Genomic DNA, 16,934 nt, shown 5'->3' on the forward strand with positions numbered 1-16,934 from the left:
GTGTAAATGTAGGTATATTAAAATTTAGCTTTTATACGCGTTGGTGATCTTTAGGATATTTCAAGTTTTGCACAAAGTAAAATGTGTGCCTTGTAAAACTTTATCTTAGCTAAAAATTAACCTTGAAATATAAATTCAATACCGCTCCCTATATCGGCACGGCCATATTGCTGGCGATACTTTTACTGTTTAAAAATCCTATTGACAAATTGCTGGATGCAATCATTGTCAAACCCTTGTTCGCTTCATTTGAAGCTAGTGTTTTGATCGATTCGGTAGTAATTCTTTGCTTGGCTTTTCTAGTGGCCTGGACGGTTAGGGGGCGTGCCTGTAAATCCGTGCTCAGGTTTGTGCTATTTGCCCTTGCCTTTTACGGTTTTGAAAGGTTGAATGCTCATTGGAATTTTACACCGATGGCGAGTATCCCGAAATTGGCCTATTGGGATTTGGTCGCTATTGCACTTCTTCTCTTGATACCGCTTTGTTTTCTGTTAGCACCTAAGTCAGAGGTTAGTAGTGCCCAGTCATCAAGAAATGGCTTCGTTGAGGATAATACAGTGACCGGTTATGAAGATGATCATTTCAAGCGTAAGGTCGCCGCAACAGAGATTGCCCGTCTAGTATTGGACACGTCCAATAAAAAATCGTTCGCCATTGGTATCCTGGGACAGTACGGAAGCGGTAAGACCTCTTTTCTCAACTTGATCAATCTAGCCCTTGGCGGGGAAAAGGTGCTGAAGGTATCCTTTGACCCCTGGAGTGCCACCAATCCAGAAATGATCCGCAGGGAGTTTTTTGACCTCTTGGCTGATAAGGTGGCCGGAGTGGACATGAAAATGTCTTCGCTTATCTACAGTTATGGACGCAAACTGGCTAGCTTTGATGGAAGGTCACAATCATGGTTTAACTGGTTGGGATTTTTAAGGAGCCACGGCTCCGTGCAAAGTTCTGGTGAATATCAGCAGATTAACAACATGCTTGGAGCGACTGGCCATAAGCTGATTGTGACCATTGATGACCTTGACCGGCTTTATCCTGCCGAAATCATCGAGGTGCTGAAGCTGATCAGAAATACGGCCAGTTTTTCAAACATAGTATATCTTGTTGGTTATGATAGGGAATATGTACAGTCCGCAATAGGGACATTGAACGGCGCTGCTGCGGATTTTTTGGATAAAATCTTTCAACTGGAAATCCCACTGCCCAAACGTGAGCAGGATGATCTTTTGTTCAGTTTGAAAAGTAACTTAAAGGAATTGGTATCTGAAGCGCATTATGCAGTTTTTGAAAATGAAATGATCCCGAACGGTTTTCGAAGTCGTTATGAGAAGGCCTATAGTGGCATACTCAGGCAGGGACGGGATGTGGTACGTTTTCTGAATACCTTCAAGATCGCCTATAATCTGATCGCTGAGGAAGTTGACTTTGAATGCCTGCTGCTGCTGGAACTTATCAAGTTCCGGTTTCCAGCCATCTATGATCTGATCTACACCAAGCGCGATATGTTCCTATATGAAACCCCGCTTCGCGCTACACATGAACAATATTTTTCCCCACGTCTTGCTAAACAGAAGGACTTTAAGAACCATACTGATGAAATCTCGGTATTCAGGACGCACCTCGAAAAACTTGGGCTGAGCACGGAAGACGTTTCGCTGTTGGATGGCCTTTTTATGACCCTTTTCAGGGGCAGCCAGTATCATAGGCCGGATTCTAAGAACTCGATTTCTTACCCGCTATATTTTGAAATCTATTTCCGTTACCGTTTGTCCCAGACTGACCTGTCGGATAAGGATTACCAGGCTGCAAAGTCTTCGGGGAAAATGAGGGAATATATGGAGTACTGCGCCACGCAGGGATTACACAAAGAGTTGATGACACGTTTCATGCAGGAAGATATTACTAAAGACCAGCGCCATTTTGAGCAGGTAATCCGCTGGATTTTTTCTTTCGGACGGACGGTTGTGGAAAAGGATGGCATGTTACACTTTGATTACGAATCACTGGTAAATAAGATAGATAATTACGGCAACAATATTACTGATAAACTCTATCCGAAAAATGTGCATTCCTATAAAGACTTTATCAACCATCTGTTCAGTGTTTCAATGGCGCCTTTTTTGTTCGATAACGAACTGATTTATCATTTGAAGAAAAAAGGCGACGATTTTGTGGTTCCGGTGATAGAACTTACAGCACATCAATATTCCTATTTTACGCAAATGGCCACCAGCGGACATGGCCTGAGTGAAGACACGCTCTGGCTATTTTGGGGTGCAAGGGAACATTACCGAACGCCGGCAGATGAGATGGGCGCATATTATGAACACTGGCGATTCGAGCCTGAAATGGCTGAAAGAATGAAGCTTTACCTGGCAAGTAAGGATCCAACGGAATTTTTGAAATTTAGCATCAAGCGTGACATGCGTGAACGGTCGCGTGCCTTTATCTATCAGCAGGTATTAGATATGTTCGATGATAGGAATGATTATCGTAAACTAGTAGCTGATAACCCTGCTCTGGATGAATTGGTCAGGGCAGAGTACCTTGAACTCTTCGACAAGATAGCTGCTACGGATTTCAAGCAATATGTTGAAATGGAGTTCAAGTCAATACTTTACAAGCCGGAAACATCGTAATTTATCTTTGGTTCAGATAGCTGCCTGTCCTAGAAAATTCTGACCTAACTTGTTTATAATTATGGGAATCAGTAAAAAATATAATTGCTTATGAAAGCAAGCTACTTCAAGCCGCCCAAACTATTCTGATTTGCCGTAAATCAATATGATATAGGAACGTTCATCGGTCTATTGCACGGCCCTGCTGTTTTTTCTCTGGTGTCTACGGAAAAGGTTTGGCGGTTGCCTTACTTTTCCGTTAGGCCGTTCGCTTGGTCGAGACGGAAAATAAAATTTTAATTGCCATCTTTTACGCGCTCACTAATCAGCCATGTAGCTTCGAACAGTTTGACCAATTGTTCGTAAACTGTGATTACTTCAGATTTGGAAAGGCTTTCTTCTATGAAGGAGCTGCTTAGTGCATTGTGAAGCCATGTGTTCAGGATTTTTTTATACCCGTCCAGTTTATAGGTCCTGAACATTTTCTTTAGTACAGATGAAGGCTTTACGATCTCCCGAATACTCAGATTTTCAGGATAGTCCCGTAGCTTTTTCCTTTCCGTTTTGATGTACCATTTTGCGATATCACTTTCCTGTTTGTCATCGAAGTCAAGTCTGCCAAGCTTGTGGCGCTTTAAGAGCCAGGCAGCCTCTATCAGCTTTATGGTTAGTTCGTAATGATAAACAAGGTAGTCCGGGCTACATTTTTTCGATTCTTCGGATTCAAGCGCAGCATCGTTTCGCCAGCGTTTCAACATCTTTAAATGATTGGGCAACCATGAGTGACTAAAAAAATCGTGTACCACTTTTATCGGATCTGTTATTTCATCATGGTCAAGATAAACGATCCTGTTATCTGCTGTTTTTTTTGTTTGCTTTTTCATTGGTATATAATTTGTTTTTTATCGGTAATGAAGCTATCATGAGCAATATTCGTTTCTGTTTGCGAGCGTTTGCTCATGATGGTTTCATAGCCTTACATATTAGTCTGTAAAATTCCTTCAATCTGTACATCATCGGCATTTTTTAAGACTGCGTAATCTGATGCCGATTTGGCCAGCAGTTCTATTTTTTCGCTGCACATCTCCTTGGCCAACAAAAGAAAAGATGCGACCCGTTGATAAAGACGCTCCGCATCCTGCCGGGAAACCATAAAATCATCTTTATAACGCGAACCAGAATAACTCTTTGCCATTATTTCAAATAAGCGCTCATCTTCGGGAGTAGAAAGGAAAAGCTGAAAAGGCTTTTCAGAAAAGCAAGTACACAAACGGAGCAGGCGGTAAAGGTTGTGGAACTCCGAACGGTAGGCGATATGAACCCTCACCAGACAGATACAAGTCTGTTCTACGGCCTGATGGAGCATAAAGGTACAAATCCCGAACTGTTCCTTCTCCAGACATTCGGATGCGCACATCAGAAATCCGTCAGCCAACGGTATGCGATGTTCATAATGTTTGAGCGCCTTGATTGCGCCCTTTGTGGGGATAAACGCAGCTATTGGATCATTGTCTAACAGTCCATCATTACTGTAGAGCAGTTTTCCAGAGGTAAGCACCCCGATAAAAAAGCGGCTGTTTTGCTGTACCGCGTCGATAACGGATTGCCTGCCATGGGAGATCACCGTAATCGTTCCATGCTGATAATAGCTGTTGGCAAAATCCTGCATTTCATAATCTATTCGGGTTGCCGTTTCGGTAACTGCCAATAGGCAATAGTCGCAATTAAAATGACTTTGATTGTCATTAAAGCAGCCCTGGGAATGATGAGTGGAGCTGTTCTGCGAAAAGCTGAAGATCTGGAGTGGTTCGAACTTCTGGGCGAGCCGTTGGATAAACTCCCTGAAATGGACAGCGTGTTCGGCTTCTGGTGATAATTTGGGTTCCATATTGATCTCATTTAAATTTCTTTCAAATGAGTCTTAGGATGAGCAGAATCATAAATGTGGGATCTGCCAACCATGGTTACATAAAAGTTTCTGAAGCCTTACGTCAACATGGATTTACAGCAGATCCCACATCTATGCGGATATACAAATATAGCACATCCAGCCATAGATATGGTATTTTTCTGCTGTCTTGCGTTGACGGCTTCAGATTTTGTAACCGCAAGACTCTTATAATTACTATTGTTATTTCGATACTAATATAAACAAAAAACAATTACCATGCTATGGCACGGCAAATATTTTTTATTTATTCCTTACTTAGCTATTAAATGGCGCAACTTACCGAAATAGAACAATATGTTATTGATAGAGTCAAGGAGAAAAGAATTCAAGCTGGATTAACGCAAGCTGTACTGTCGGTAGCCATGGATCTAAATCCTAAGTTTGTGGGTAACGTCGAACGTTCTAAGACTGATGATAAATATAACATCAACCACTTAAAAAAGATTGCGGAAATTTTGGGCTGTTCAATGAGGGAATTCTTTCCAGAGTAAATTGAATATCCATATAAGAAAAGTGCTACATCAGAATTCAACTAAATTAATCATCTCATAATGATGAAGTATTTCAAAAAAGCACTAGATAACATAATAATAAATGGAGACACGGATATTTTCCCATTTCCATTTGGACGATATCTTTTTGATTCCGAAATTAACTATTTAATGTCTCCCAAAGAGGCGTAAGACTTTAATTAAAAAAACTAATGCTTTCAAAACCAAGTAAACTAACCATTGCGATACTACTAGCATTTTCATTTGTACAGAATGCTTGTTCTCAAGCCAAGGTAACACAAACACTAAACCTAGATTTCGAACAGCACCGAAATGGTTTCCCTTCACAATGGACAACATTTGGAGATAAAGAATATAAATTTTACGTAGACTCGGTGCACAAAAAAAGCGGAAAGTTTTCTGCTGTTGTTGAGAATACTGGTAGCAAAAAGAATTACGGAGCGCTGTCGATAACCCTTCCCGCTAACTATGAGGGCAAATCTATTCGCTTATCTGGTTTCATAAAAACAGAAAACGTAACTGAGGGATATGCTGGCTTATGGATTCGTATAGATCCACAGATCGGTTTTGATAATATGTCTAACAGAGGTGTTACAGGGACTACAGATTGGGCTCCTTTTGAAATAAATTTGCCACTTAATCCAAAAGAAACCAAACAAATAGTTATCGGCGGTCTATTGGTAGGTAAAGGAAAAATGTGGCTAGACGATCTAAAGATAACAATCGATGGAACAGAGTTAGGCGATCCAAAAATAAAGACCTTCCAAAAAGAAATATTTGCTGCCCAAGCAGATAAAGCTTTTGATGATGGTTCGAAAGTTACTTTTCCTACATTAAATCAAGATTTAATTCATAACCTTGAGCTTTTGGGAAAAGTTTGGGGACTAATGAAGTATCATCATCCAGAAATTGCAAAAGGCAAATATAACTGGGACTACGAACTTTTTAGGTTCCTGCCAGATTACATAAAAGTAAAAGACAAACAACAACGAGATAACCTTCTTGCAAACTGGATTAAAAATTATGGTGTGCTGTCGGCGTGTAAAACCTGCAAAGCCACTCCATCCGATGCCGTGTTAAAACCGGACCTATCTTGGATTAATGATGCTGGTTTATCAGCTAACTTAAAAAGCCAACTTACTGATCTATACAATAACCGAAACCAAGGCAAGAACTATTATATAGCACTTGAACCTGGAGTACGAAATCCGAACTTCTCTAATGAGAGACCTTATTTAGAAATGACCAATCCAGATGCTGGCTTTAGGTTATTATCTCTCTATCGATACTGGAACATGATCAATTATTTTTTCCCGTACAGGCATCTTACAGATAAAAAATGGGATACCGTATTGGAGGAGTATATTCCAAAATTCCTGAATGCCCAAGATAAACTCGCGTATGAACTTACCGCCGCACAGCTGATAGGAGAGGTGAACGACACCCACGCAAACTTATGGGGAGGACGCGAGAAAAGCAATGCGCTGAGAGGAACCAAATTTGCAGCCTTCAAGGCAGAATTTGTGGAGAACCAATTGGTGGTTGTAGATTACTTTAATCCAGAATTTTCAGGATTGGCAAAAGTGAAAATCGGTGATGTAATTACACATGTTAATGGAAAGACGATTAATTCACTAGTTGATAGTTTAAAACCTTATTATCCTGCTTCTAATAGCGCGGCCAGGTTTAGAGATATGTCTATTGACCTTTTACGTAGTCCAAACAATACGATTGCTTTGAATTACCTGTCTGAGGGTCAGAAACGACAAGTTAATGTGCCAACCTATGAGCGGAAGGATCTGCGCATGTACCATTGGTACAAAGTAGATAGCAGCCAAAAATGTTATAAGTTATTGCCTGGAAATATTGGCTATATCACACTTGCCAATATTAAACAAGAAGACATTCCAGAAATAAAGAAGGCTTTTAAAGAAACAAAAGGTATTATCATCGACATCCGTAATTATCCAAATACATTCGTTCCATTTTCCCTTGGTTCTTATTTTGTTACCAAACCGACTTCATTTGTAAAATTTACAACTGGAAATCCAGACAATCCTGGAGAATTTGTGTTTCTGGAAGGGCCGAAAATTACCAGCGACAATAACAAATATAAGGGGAAGCTTGTTGTACTTGTCAATGAGAATTCGCAAAGTCAAGCGGAATATACGGCAATGGCTTTTCATTCGGTAAAAAATTCAACCATAGTAGGAAGTACTACAGCAGGCGCCGATGGTAACGTTTCATCTATCTTTTTACCTGGTGGACTTAGAACCATGATCTCTGGCATCGGTGTATACTATCCGAACGGAAAGGAAACACAACGCGTTGGTATCGTTCCTGAAATCGTGGTAAAGCCAACTATAAAAGGGATTCTAAATGGAAAAGACGAAGTGCTTGAACGAGCAATTAAAGTTATCAGCCAATAGTTGTTAAGATCGACATTTGGGTATTTCTGGCAGTAATAATCCAATATTTCATTCAAAGGCATTTCTTTTAGCAGGTAATGCATATCGATACCGTTTTGCCTTAACACCGAATCCCCCTCTGTCCGTAAAGTTAAGCATAGCGTCTCTACGGATATTAGAATAGAATTTAACTTATAAACTCAAATAAAAGCGAGTCACAGACTCTTTTCTATTTACTAATCCGTAAGAGCCCTGCGGAACTCTACGGACAGGCATGGCTTTGGTGATTTTGATAGCAGCTATGCCTTAAACGCTTCTTGTACCGTCTGCGAATGCTTGAGTATCTATCAGATAAAGATAAGAGTCATATTTTTAATATCAGTACTTATATGACTGATACAATAGATTTCAAGTTGGGTGAAGCCGATGCAAATTTGACAAATGAAGAACTAGAGAACCATTCGGATTTAATTAGAGAATGGAAGTATCAACTCAAGCTATTAGAAACTGCCTAATAACCTGAGTTCGATTAATGTTTAAAAATTAATGTACTTTATTAGGACGAATTGCCTAGCCGTTTCGTCATGCTGATCCGATAGCTATCGGATTTATTTCAGCATCTTTCCTGTTAAACCGCCTTGCTATAAAGACCCTGAAACAAGTTCAGGGTGACGACCGTTCATGCAAGGCGCCAAATAACCCAAATGAAAGCACATTATTAATCGAACTCAGGTTAATATAACATTTTTAGACAGTTGGAAAATTTTGTAAGTTGCACAGACATTTTAATCTCAACTATTAATGCTCTCATTATGACTGAAGACACTTACGGAGAAAGACCGAAACTTTATAATCAGGCAACAATCGTAATTTTTTCAATTTTACTTTCAACTATCTTTGGCGGCATCATTTATTCCCAAAATCTTTCGGAAATAGATAATCGAAAGCAAATTGCACCTGTATTAGGGTTCTGTGTAATCTGGAATATTGTTCTTTTTAAATTAGCACATAGATATACTGACAATTTTGTTCTCACATTTCTTCTCCCGAACATGATAGGTGGTCTCGTACTCTCGATTTTTTTCTGGAAACATCATTTTGGAGATCTGAACTTTAATGCTAGAAATGTATGGATTCCGCTGACTATCTTGTTGCTCATATACGGGCTTTTTGCGGGACTTCGTTTTTTGGGTAATTGAAATTTTTAAAGATGAAATACTATCAGTATCTACTCATTTCAATGCTATTCTTACTTTTTCAGAGTTGTGCAGAAAAAGATAATTTACAGGAATATGATTTGGAGACGCTAAGAGCAACCATCAAACTACCTAATACATACAGTCCGGTGAATAAAGAAAGCCTAAATAGAATACTAAACCGTAAAGAAGATCAAGGGTTTAAAGATGAATTATTAGGTCTAATCCAGAGAAAGAAAAATGTTAAAATGCTGATTGATACCATAAATCCATATAAGTATATTCTCATCACAGAAAAGGTTTCGTATGTAAAGATAGATACTATTTTGATGTACATTCAAATTGATGATGAACGAAAAAAATCAAACTCACGAGCTGACGTAAATGATTCCACTTATTTTGTCGGTTCGAGGTTGGACAGCATTGGAAGTTTTAGGTTTATAGAATGCAAATATACAAGGAAGTCTGGAAACAGGCGGCGCATCGGTCATACCTTTATGATTTCAGATGATGCCCATACAAGTGGGATTAGTTTTTTTAGTTCAGAAGAGCAGGACGCCAGAAAATATGTTAAGACGATTTTTAAAAATTAGGCAATCTATAAACCGTATCATTCAGATCTATATTTAAGCCAACAGGAGGTAACGTTGGTAAAGGGATTGTTGATTATTATCATGGAAGATAGATGAAGGCTATGGAAACTTACTTAAATATTATACATTTTTGTTTTTATAAGGCGCATTATAAAATGCATTTACTGGCTAATAAAATAAATCCGTTTCGCCTTATTCATAAGTTGCCGTTTCAGAAAAAAAGATATGAGAAATTGGGCATAGATATTAATAAGGAGATAGACCGGTCCTTTGGAGATAAAAAATTTGGGCTGAGTACAATGGCAGCTGGAGGAATACTCTGGGGAGTTTTGGGTATTTTCTTTTTCTCTCTTCTTATCCTATCTAACTTAATAAGTTATGCAGCCATGCCACATATTGTTATTTGTAGTGTACTGTCGGGTATTGTTTGCTATTTTTTTGTATTTAAAAACGACAAGTATCTTAAATATTTTGATGAATTTGAAAAGTGCTCAAAACTGGAAAAGTGGAAATACGGTTGGCTCACTTTAGGGTCTATTGTTGCCCTCTCTCTCCTTTTTTATATAGGCCTTATCACTTGAAATAATCCCTAAGCTGTTGTAAGTATAGCCAGAATGCTAGTTCGAGTTCTGTTATTCGGAAGAGAATGAACTTATCGAACAATTTTTAAGAAAAGTTAGTCTGGCAGAAAACAGATTGGTAAATTCACTTACGAAATAGATTTTGACCCGAAGTGGAAGCAAGTTAATACGTTGCTTAACATATAACCTATTTTGGTTTTATTGAAGATATCAATAATTGAGCTCGAGTACCTGAAAAGAGGGATCATACTATGAAAAACGAAATCGACATTTTATCTGATAGAGAAGTAGAAATTTGGGATTATGCCGAGTCTCAAAATGGAACGATGGACTTTGTAACCGAAAAACTTTCCGCGGAAGGAATATTTGACCAATATCGGAATATCCATAAATCTTATCTTCAACTCTATTTTCGCATTGATGACGAAGCAGCAAAGCTTGAGATCTTAAAGCGCATGATATTTTTAAATTGGTACGCTCTGGTTGAGCCGAGTTGTTATACAGGAATTGAAGATCTCGACAATGCAACCGTATCTGAATCGTATTCCATTTTAAATCAATATTTAATCGATGGAAAAATCGATACAGAATTTAAGTGGATGTTGTCTTTTTATTCCAGTTGGGACTACACGATACTTCCATTTTCAGAAAATAAACTTGAAGCCTTAACTGCATTTGTAAAAGGGGTAGATACTTCCATTTTAAGCTGTCCTAAAAATCAGTTGCCAAAGGGCGTAATGGATAACAGGGGACAGATGGGGATTTATTGGATAAGTATGTCAGTTGAAAAGAAAAATTAACGAATAGGCAATCCCCTAAAAGTAAAAACCCTGCGAATCGTGCGATTGCAGGGGTTTATATATTTGATAGTCTTTGATGTGATCCCGGAGGGATTTGCACCTAGTGCTAAAATCAGCGTTTAAATAGTATTTGGGGCTGTTTTGTAATTCCACTCATTGAATTACTCACGTTTTTTAGAGCGAAAGATCCGATTTGATTAATGATTTGGAATTACACAAAATATATCTAAAAATACGGAAAAATAATTCTTTATTAACAATAGCTATGCTACTATTAAACTTACCAATGGGGACATTGGCGCAGGCATGTCAGCGTCTTATGCAACCTTGATAAAGAATCGAATCCATCACAGCATTGCTTAGTCAGCGAATTTTAGTATAAAACTTCATGCAAAAACTTAATCTCATCCCCCCGAGAGGTTTTCAATAACAAATAATTGATTTATAATTATTATGTAAAAAACCGGCCAATAACAAGCAATTTAGACCACCGCAATTTGAACTATAGTGCTATATAATTGTCAATTTGCGATAACCTGACTTCTTAAACACTTCTATTTTTGTCTCCAACCATTTATATAAACCGAGTTCAGAAAGATTGAGTAGGAATTAATCAATGACTAATTGCCTTACTTCGAAACCGACTTTTTAAATTTTTTAAAGGCCTTTCATCCGCTGCATTAATCGGTTGGCAAACTGGCCGGGTATGTTTGTAGCCGTACCCGTTTTGAAAGGGTTAGGCAAAGGCGATCTGTGGTACAATAGAAGTGGTTAAATATAAAATCCAATGTTTTACACTTTTAACACAAATGCCTATGTAAATTATCCATGAGACTAAAGCGGATAACTGCGAGAATCCAGCTTGATAAAATGACCACTTTAAAATTAATAGCAAGTTGTTGAAATAGCGACCTGCTACTATTCACCCTAAAACAAAAATTATGAAATTTTATATATTTCCCAGGAATGCGGGGGCTAAATATCACCTATTTAGGCAGCCGATAACCATGGTATTTACCATACTAAACATATTTTTTTTTAACGCCACCGCATTTGCGGATATCCTTTCACCTAAATTACGGGCAGCAAAAAAAATATCCCGGGTCTTTAGCGAAATCGTTATAGAAGCCCGGGAAAATGCGCGATTCGCTGATTGGAATAACGGCATCCACAACACGCAGCTAAAAGCTACCGGAACGGTGCTTAATGAAACGGGGCAGCCGCTTCCAGGCGCTACCGTTAATGTTAAAGGAACGCAAACCAGCACGGTAACAGACAAAAATGGGCGCTTTACCTTAGAGGCGCCTGATAATGCAATATTGATTGTAAAATTTTTAGGATATGTAGCTCAAGAGGTTGCTGTTACGGCCCAGCCTATGACAATACAATTGAAAGCTGCAGGAACTGATTTGGGCGACATTGTTGTAGTGGGTTACGGAACGCAAAAGAAAGTTGACCTGACTTCAGCAATATCAACTGTGAATACCAAGGATCTTGTTAAAGTTCCGGGTGGTTTTCAGGCTGCGTTGCAAGGCACTGTACCCGGTGTGCAGGTTACAAATGGTACCATTCGTATAAGAGGCGTGGGTTCTATCAACAGTACCGATCCGCTATACGTTGTTGATGGTATGATCGGCGGGGCAGTTCCTGATGATAACAACATCGCCAGCATACAAATACTTAAAGACGCTGCATCAGCTGCCATTTACGGTTCAAGGGGGGCTAACGGTGTAATTTTAATTACCACTAAACGCGGGCAAGATGGTCCGGTTAAAATAGACTATTACGGCTTTGCAGGGTTAAAGGATCTCACCCATAAAATTGATGTGCTTAACGGGCAGCAGTTGGCAGAACTAATTAACGAGGAAATGTATAATCAGAACCCTGCCCGTACCGATTATCTTCCGGCTTTATCAAACCCGGCAGCAATAGGCGAGGGGTATAATATGATGGATGCTGTTATGCGTAGAGGTGGCTATCAAAGGCATAACCTTTCTGTTAGCGGTGGGTCGCAAAATGCCAATTTCCGTTTAAACGGCATTTATGGCACAGACAGACCGGTTATTATTAGAGACGGTTCAAAAAACTACGGCTTACAATTTTTATCTGATTTTACAAAAGGCAAGTTAAAGGTTGGCGAAAGCATGAGTCTTAACCTTTCTACACGCAACTGGAGTGACAAGAATGTAATAGATGCGCAGCGCTGGTCATCAACTTTGCCCTTATACGATCCTAACAGCGCTACAGGTTTTGCTGGCGCAGGTAACGGCACAGACGGTGCAAGCCCATTGGCCAACGCTTATCTTAACGAGAATAATAACGAGTCGCTATCCCTTAACGGTAACGTATGGGCATCATACGAATTTATACCTGGATTAAGGTATAAAATCAACGTCGGTATTGATTTGAACAGAACTCGCACGCAAAACTACAACTCTGCCTATTCTGTTGGTCAGTATCAAAATCATGATCCTGATGAGTTAAACATATCATCTACCCAAAATAATCGCTGGTTAATTGAGCACACGGTAAATTACGACAAATCATTAGGTAAGCATAATTTCAGCGCTGTAGCTGGTGTAACCTCAGAAGAATCAAAATATAAAGCACTGAATGCAGGCGCCAGGGCTTTGCCAAGCCCAGACGTTTTGATCCTTGGCTTAACTACATCTCCAAATTCTAAAGTAATAGGCTCGGGAATAGGTCAATCGGCAATGTACTCTATATTGGGCCGTATCAATTACAGTTACGACAGCAAGTACCTTTTAACGTTCAACTTCCGCCGCGATGGTTCAGCCAACTTTAGCGAAAAGTACAGGTATGGCAATTTCCCATCTGTATCAGCCGGATGGAGACTAAGCCAGGAAGACTTTATGAAAGATGTATCTTTTATAAGCGATTTAAAGCTAAGGGCCAGTTATGGTGCATTAGGTAATTCTGATATCGCGCAATACCAGTACCAGAGAACAGTAAGTTTTGATCACGTATGGTATTATTTAAATGGCGTAAAAGTAACGGGGGCATTACCGCTTACCCCATCAAACCCGAGTGTTAAATGGGAGAGCCAATACTCAACGGATTTTGGTTTTGACCTTGCTATGTTTGATAATAAACTCTCATTGACTGTTGATTATTATAACAAGAAAACCGAAGATATGCTGGTAAATGTACCTATCTCCTATACAACAGGTTATATAGATAACTTTCCGGTTTTAAATTCGGGCAGCATACAAAACCGGGGTGTAGATGTATTATTAGGTTACAAAAACAGCTCAGGCAAATTTACCTACGGAGCATCGGCTAACTTCTCGGTGGTAAAAAACAAAGTATTAAGCCTTGGTAACAATAACGAAATTTTGTGGGGCAATGTAAACCCTAGTGGTTCAAACGTTTCAAGAACAGCAGTTGGGCATTCTATAGGTGAATTTTGGGGTTATACAACCGATGGACTTTATAAAACAAGCCAGCAATTAGACGCCGATAAATCATTTGCTCCAAATGCACGTTTAGGAGACATACGCTTTAGGGATATTAATGGCGATAAAGCCTTGAATGATCAGGATAAGGCATTTATTGGTAGCCCTATACCATCTTTTAGCTATGGTTTCAATTTTGATGTTAGCTATGCTGCTTCATTCGGTACGCTTGATATGTCTATGATGTGGCAAGGGGTTCAGGGCAACGAGATCTATAACAATAGTAAATATTGGGGTGAGGGTATGTATCACTACTATAATAACTTTGCTTCAACCCTTAACAGGTTCCGCGAAGCGGATTTAACTTTCGTAAACCCGGTATCAGGAGTAACAACCTTTTATCCTAAAAACACCGAAACCAATATTCCAAGAGCTGTGTTGGGTGATCCTAACCAAAATTTAAGAGCTTCTGACCGTTTTATAGAAAATGGATCTTACCTCCGTTTAAAAACCTTAAATATAGGTTATACCTTGCCTGCAAACACGCTGCAAAGATTAAAAATAGATCGCTTGCGGGTATTTATTGGTGGCAAAAACCTGCTGACATTTACTAAATACAAAGGTTTTGATCCCGAAGTTGGATCAGGCGATAACAGATATAACCTTAGCCGCGGTATTGACGCAATTACACCATGGGGCCTAACATTCTCTAACACCAGGGAAATATTTATAGGAACACAGATCACATTTTAATAGCAACTGAAATAATTATGAAAAATATATTTAAAATAGGGACACTATTCATTGCTACTTTGATAGCGGTGCACTCTTGCAAGCCTGATTTAAATCTGGTAAATCCGCAAGAATTATCAACCGAAACATATTACAAAACAGCAGACCAGTTAGAGGGTGCAATAATACCCGCTTATGAGGCATTAATAGGAAGAGTACAAGGCGGATATGCACGATCATTCTACTATGAATTACTTGCGCCGGGTGATGACTTTAATCATACATTTAAGTGGGAGCCGATGTACTATGATACTTATAACACGCCTTCCAGCGATGGCTTGCTATCAGGAACATGGAAAGACATGTGGAACGGTGTATTTGCATCAAACCTGGCTATTTCTAAAATAAGCGAGTTTACCGGACCAATAGACCCTGCCCGGAAAAGCAGGATGCTAGGCGAAGCTTATTTTTTACGTGGTGTTTTTTATCTGCACCTGGGCATGATGTTTGGCGAAACCATCCCGCTTATTGATAAACCGGTTACTTCTGATGCTGATTACTATTCCAGCAATTCACAAAAAGGCCAGATATATGCTTTGATAACAAGCGATTTAGCTAAAGCAGCAGATTTGCTGCCCCTTAGAAGTGCATTGTATGCTAACGCTGCTTTTAAAGGACGCGCTACAAAGGGCTCTGCTCAGGCTTATTTGGCCAAGGCATACCTATACAGGCCAATACTTGAATTAGGCCAGCCTGCTAATTTTGCCGGTGCTGAAGCTGAATTGAAAAAAGTAATTGATAGCAAAGAATATCAATTGGTAAGTGCTTATAAAGACAATTTTTCTGAAGCGACAGAAAACAATGCTGAATCTGTTTTCGAGGTACAGATGTTTAACGGCCCCGGGTGGTTGGGCGACGATTTGTCATGCTCATGGCGCTGGCAAGAAATAGGCATGTTTGACGGTACTGGTGGAGCATGGTGGAACCTTGCGCCGAACAAAAAAACTTATGATGAGTTTGAGACAGGTGACCCGCGCAAGTTTATGACCCTTTGGTGCGATAACGGTGCTAAGTTTACGCAAATTGATGGTACAGTTACAGATTACGCTTACTGGATGAGCAAACTGGCCACCAACAAAGATCTGTACGGAACACGTAAATACTGCCCTGATGTGCAGGTTTCTGATTTTGATAATGGCATAAACGACAGGTTAATCAGATATGCTGATGTATTGTTGATGTATGCTGAATGTTTGAACGAAAAGAGCGATATAGCCGGCGCAAAACAGTATATAAACATGGTTAGATCACGTGCCAACAACGTGGTGCCATCAGAACAGCCGAGCTTATGGTACCAGCATTCTCCTGGCACCATACCTGATGTTGATGGACTATTGGCGCAAAATATTACTAAAAACGGCGTGCCACTAAACAATATCAAAAGCATAATAGCGCACGAGCGTTTTGTTGAGTTAGCCGGTGAATATCTTCGTTACTTTGACCTTTTACGCTGGGGTATGGCTGATGCAAAATGGCTTGAGCCGCTTAAGACGATAGGTTGGACGCAGCGTGCAATGTACTATCCTTTCCCACAAGCGGAGTTGGATAACAACAAAAATCTGCGTGGCAATGCCATGAATAATTAGAAATTAATTTAAAGGGTTGTTTTCGTCATAGGGAACAACCCTTTTTGCTTGTGTGCATACCCCCAGTATATTTTTTAATCTATTTCTAAATTCTTTAGCAGCATCTACTGTTTTTTGTAAGCTGCTCTTTTATTTTGTTAAATTCAGAAAATGCTGTTTGTTTTGGGTTACTCCATTCATTTAATACGTTTTTAGCGCCTGCTTTAACATCGTTAATATTTGCATCCCTACTATTGGTTCCTGCTTTTATACCTCCCATAATTAAATCCATGGCTATATCGTTACTCATGGCCATCCAATCAGTTAGACTTAGAAATGTTTGAATTATATCTTTATTGGACTTCTTGAACCATCTTTTAATGCGAGCTTAACGCACATTCGTTCTTTTGTTCAAATCAGAATTTCAGTATTCAAATTATATTACCCTCTGTCCTTAAGCGTAGCGTCTTTACGGATACAAGAATAAAATTGAGCTTATAAA

Annotated in this window: 11 protein-coding genes; 8 read left to right on the plus strand and 3 right to left on the minus strand. The window is 39.3% G+C overall.

All coding sequences use genetic code 11. From position 1 onward, the window contains the following. Window positions 1-122: 122 nt before the first annotated feature. Entirely contained in the window at window positions 123-2,639 is a 2,517-nt protein-coding gene (locus IM793_RS06110) for a P-loop NTPase fold protein (protein WP_193420205.1), read from the plus strand. 275 nt (window positions 2,640-2,914) lie between these two features. Here IM793_RS06110 and IM793_RS06115 read toward each other — a convergent pair whose 3' ends face one another. Both IM793_RS06115 and IM793_RS06120 read right to left on the minus strand, forming a co-directional pair. Further along, entirely contained in the window at window positions 2,915-3,502 is a 588-nt protein-coding gene (locus IM793_RS06115; RefSeq protein ID WP_193420206.1) for a hypothetical protein, read from the minus strand. Between the two features lie 92 nt (window positions 3,503-3,594). After that, the gene (locus IM793_RS06120) at window positions 3,595-4,506 is read right to left on the minus strand and encodes a HEPN domain-containing protein (RefSeq protein WP_193420207.1); all 912 of its coding nucleotides are present in this window, start codon (window positions 4,504-4,506) and stop codon (window positions 3,595-3,597) included. A 329-nt stretch (window positions 4,507-4,835) separates the two neighbouring features. Here IM793_RS06120 and IM793_RS06125 point away from each other — a divergent pair, with 329 nt between their 5' ends. The 7 genes from IM793_RS06125 (at window position 4,836) to IM793_RS06155 (ending at window position 16,453) form a co-directional block, all read left to right on the plus strand. Then, window positions 4,836-5,060 (plus strand): helix-turn-helix domain-containing protein, encoded by a 225-nt coding sequence (locus IM793_RS06125; RefSeq protein WP_193420208.1) that lies wholly within the window; start codon window positions 4,836-4,838, stop codon window positions 5,058-5,060. A gap of 212 nt (window positions 5,061-5,272) precedes the next feature. Then, the gene (locus tag IM793_RS06130) at window positions 5,273-7,510 is read left to right on the plus strand and encodes a S41 family peptidase (RefSeq protein ID WP_193420209.1); all 2,238 of its coding nucleotides are present in this window, start codon (window positions 5,273-5,275) and stop codon (window positions 7,508-7,510) included. A gap of 1,189 nt (window positions 7,511-8,699) precedes the next feature. Beyond that, window positions 8,700-9,278, plus strand: a complete 579-nt coding sequence (locus tag IM793_RS06135; RefSeq protein WP_193420210.1) for a hypothetical protein — start codon at window positions 8,700-8,702, stop codon at window positions 9,276-9,278. A 101-nt stretch (window positions 9,279-9,379) separates the two neighbouring features. Then, window positions 9,380-9,859, plus strand: a complete 480-nt coding sequence (locus IM793_RS06140; protein ID WP_227256150.1) for a chloride channel protein — start codon at window positions 9,380-9,382, stop codon at window positions 9,857-9,859. A gap of 251 nt (window positions 9,860-10,110) precedes the next feature. After that, complete coding sequence (locus IM793_RS06145) at window positions 10,111-10,659, plus strand: hypothetical protein (RefSeq protein ID WP_193420212.1); 549 nt, start codon at window positions 10,111-10,113, stop codon at window positions 10,657-10,659. 941 nt (window positions 10,660-11,600) lie between these two features. Next, window positions 11,601-14,828 carry a TonB-dependent receptor gene (locus tag IM793_RS06150; protein ID WP_227256151.1) on the plus strand — a complete coding sequence of 1,076 codons (3,228 nt, stop codon included), beginning with the start codon at window positions 11,601-11,603 and terminating at the stop codon, window positions 14,826-14,828. Window positions 14,829-14,845: 17 nt separating this feature from the next. Then, a complete protein-coding gene (locus tag IM793_RS06155) occupies window positions 14,846-16,453 on the plus strand; it encodes a RagB/SusD family nutrient uptake outer membrane protein (RefSeq protein ID WP_193420213.1) in 1,608 nt (535 codons plus the stop codon). A 94-nt stretch (window positions 16,454-16,547) separates the two neighbouring features. Here the strand turns inward: IM793_RS06155 and IM793_RS06160 are convergent, their stop codons facing one another. Beyond that, a complete protein-coding gene (locus IM793_RS06160; protein WP_134380798.1) occupies window positions 16,548-16,742 on the minus strand; it encodes a hypothetical protein in 195 nt (64 codons plus the stop codon). Window positions 16,743-16,934: the final 192 nt, after the last annotated feature.

It is taken from the genome of Pedobacter sp. MR2016-19 (assembly GCF_014947265.1).
GTDB lineage: Bacteria > Bacteroidota > Bacteroidia > Sphingobacteriales > Sphingobacteriaceae > Pedobacter.

Excerpts from the sequence above, each read along its gene's own strand:
- IM793_RS06115 (WP_193420206.1), bottom strand. The coding sequence starts at position 3,502 with ATGAAAAAGCAAACAAAAAAAACAGCAGATAACAGGATCGTTTATCTT.
- IM793_RS06120 (WP_193420207.1), bottom strand. The coding sequence starts at position 4,506 with ATGGAACCCAAATTATCACCAGAAGCCGAACACGCTGTCCATTTCAGG.
- IM793_RS06125 (WP_193420208.1), top strand. The coding sequence starts at position 4,836 with ATGGCGCAACTTACCGAAATAGAACAATATGTTATTGATAGAGTCAAG.
- IM793_RS06130 (WP_193420209.1), top strand. The coding sequence starts at position 5,273 with ATGCTTTCAAAACCAAGTAAACTAACCATTGCGATACTACTAGCATTT.
- IM793_RS06135 (WP_193420210.1), top strand. The coding sequence starts at position 8,700 with ATGAAATACTATCAGTATCTACTCATTTCAATGCTATTCTTACTTTTT.
- IM793_RS06140 (WP_227256150.1), top strand. The coding sequence starts at position 9,380 with ATGGAAACTTACTTAAATATTATACATTTTTGTTTTTATAAGGCGCAT.
- IM793_RS06145 (WP_193420212.1), top strand. The coding sequence starts at position 10,111 with ATGAAAAACGAAATCGACATTTTATCTGATAGAGAAGTAGAAATTTGG.
- IM793_RS06150 (WP_227256151.1), top strand. The coding sequence starts at position 11,601 with ATGAAATTTTATATATTTCCCAGGAATGCGGGGGCTAAATATCACCTA.
- IM793_RS06155 (WP_193420213.1), top strand. The coding sequence starts at position 14,846 with ATGAAAAATATATTTAAAATAGGGACACTATTCATTGCTACTTTGATA.
- IM793_RS06160 (WP_134380798.1), bottom strand. The coding sequence starts at position 16,742 with ATGAGTAACGATATAGCCATGGATTTAATTATGGGAGGTATAAAAGCA.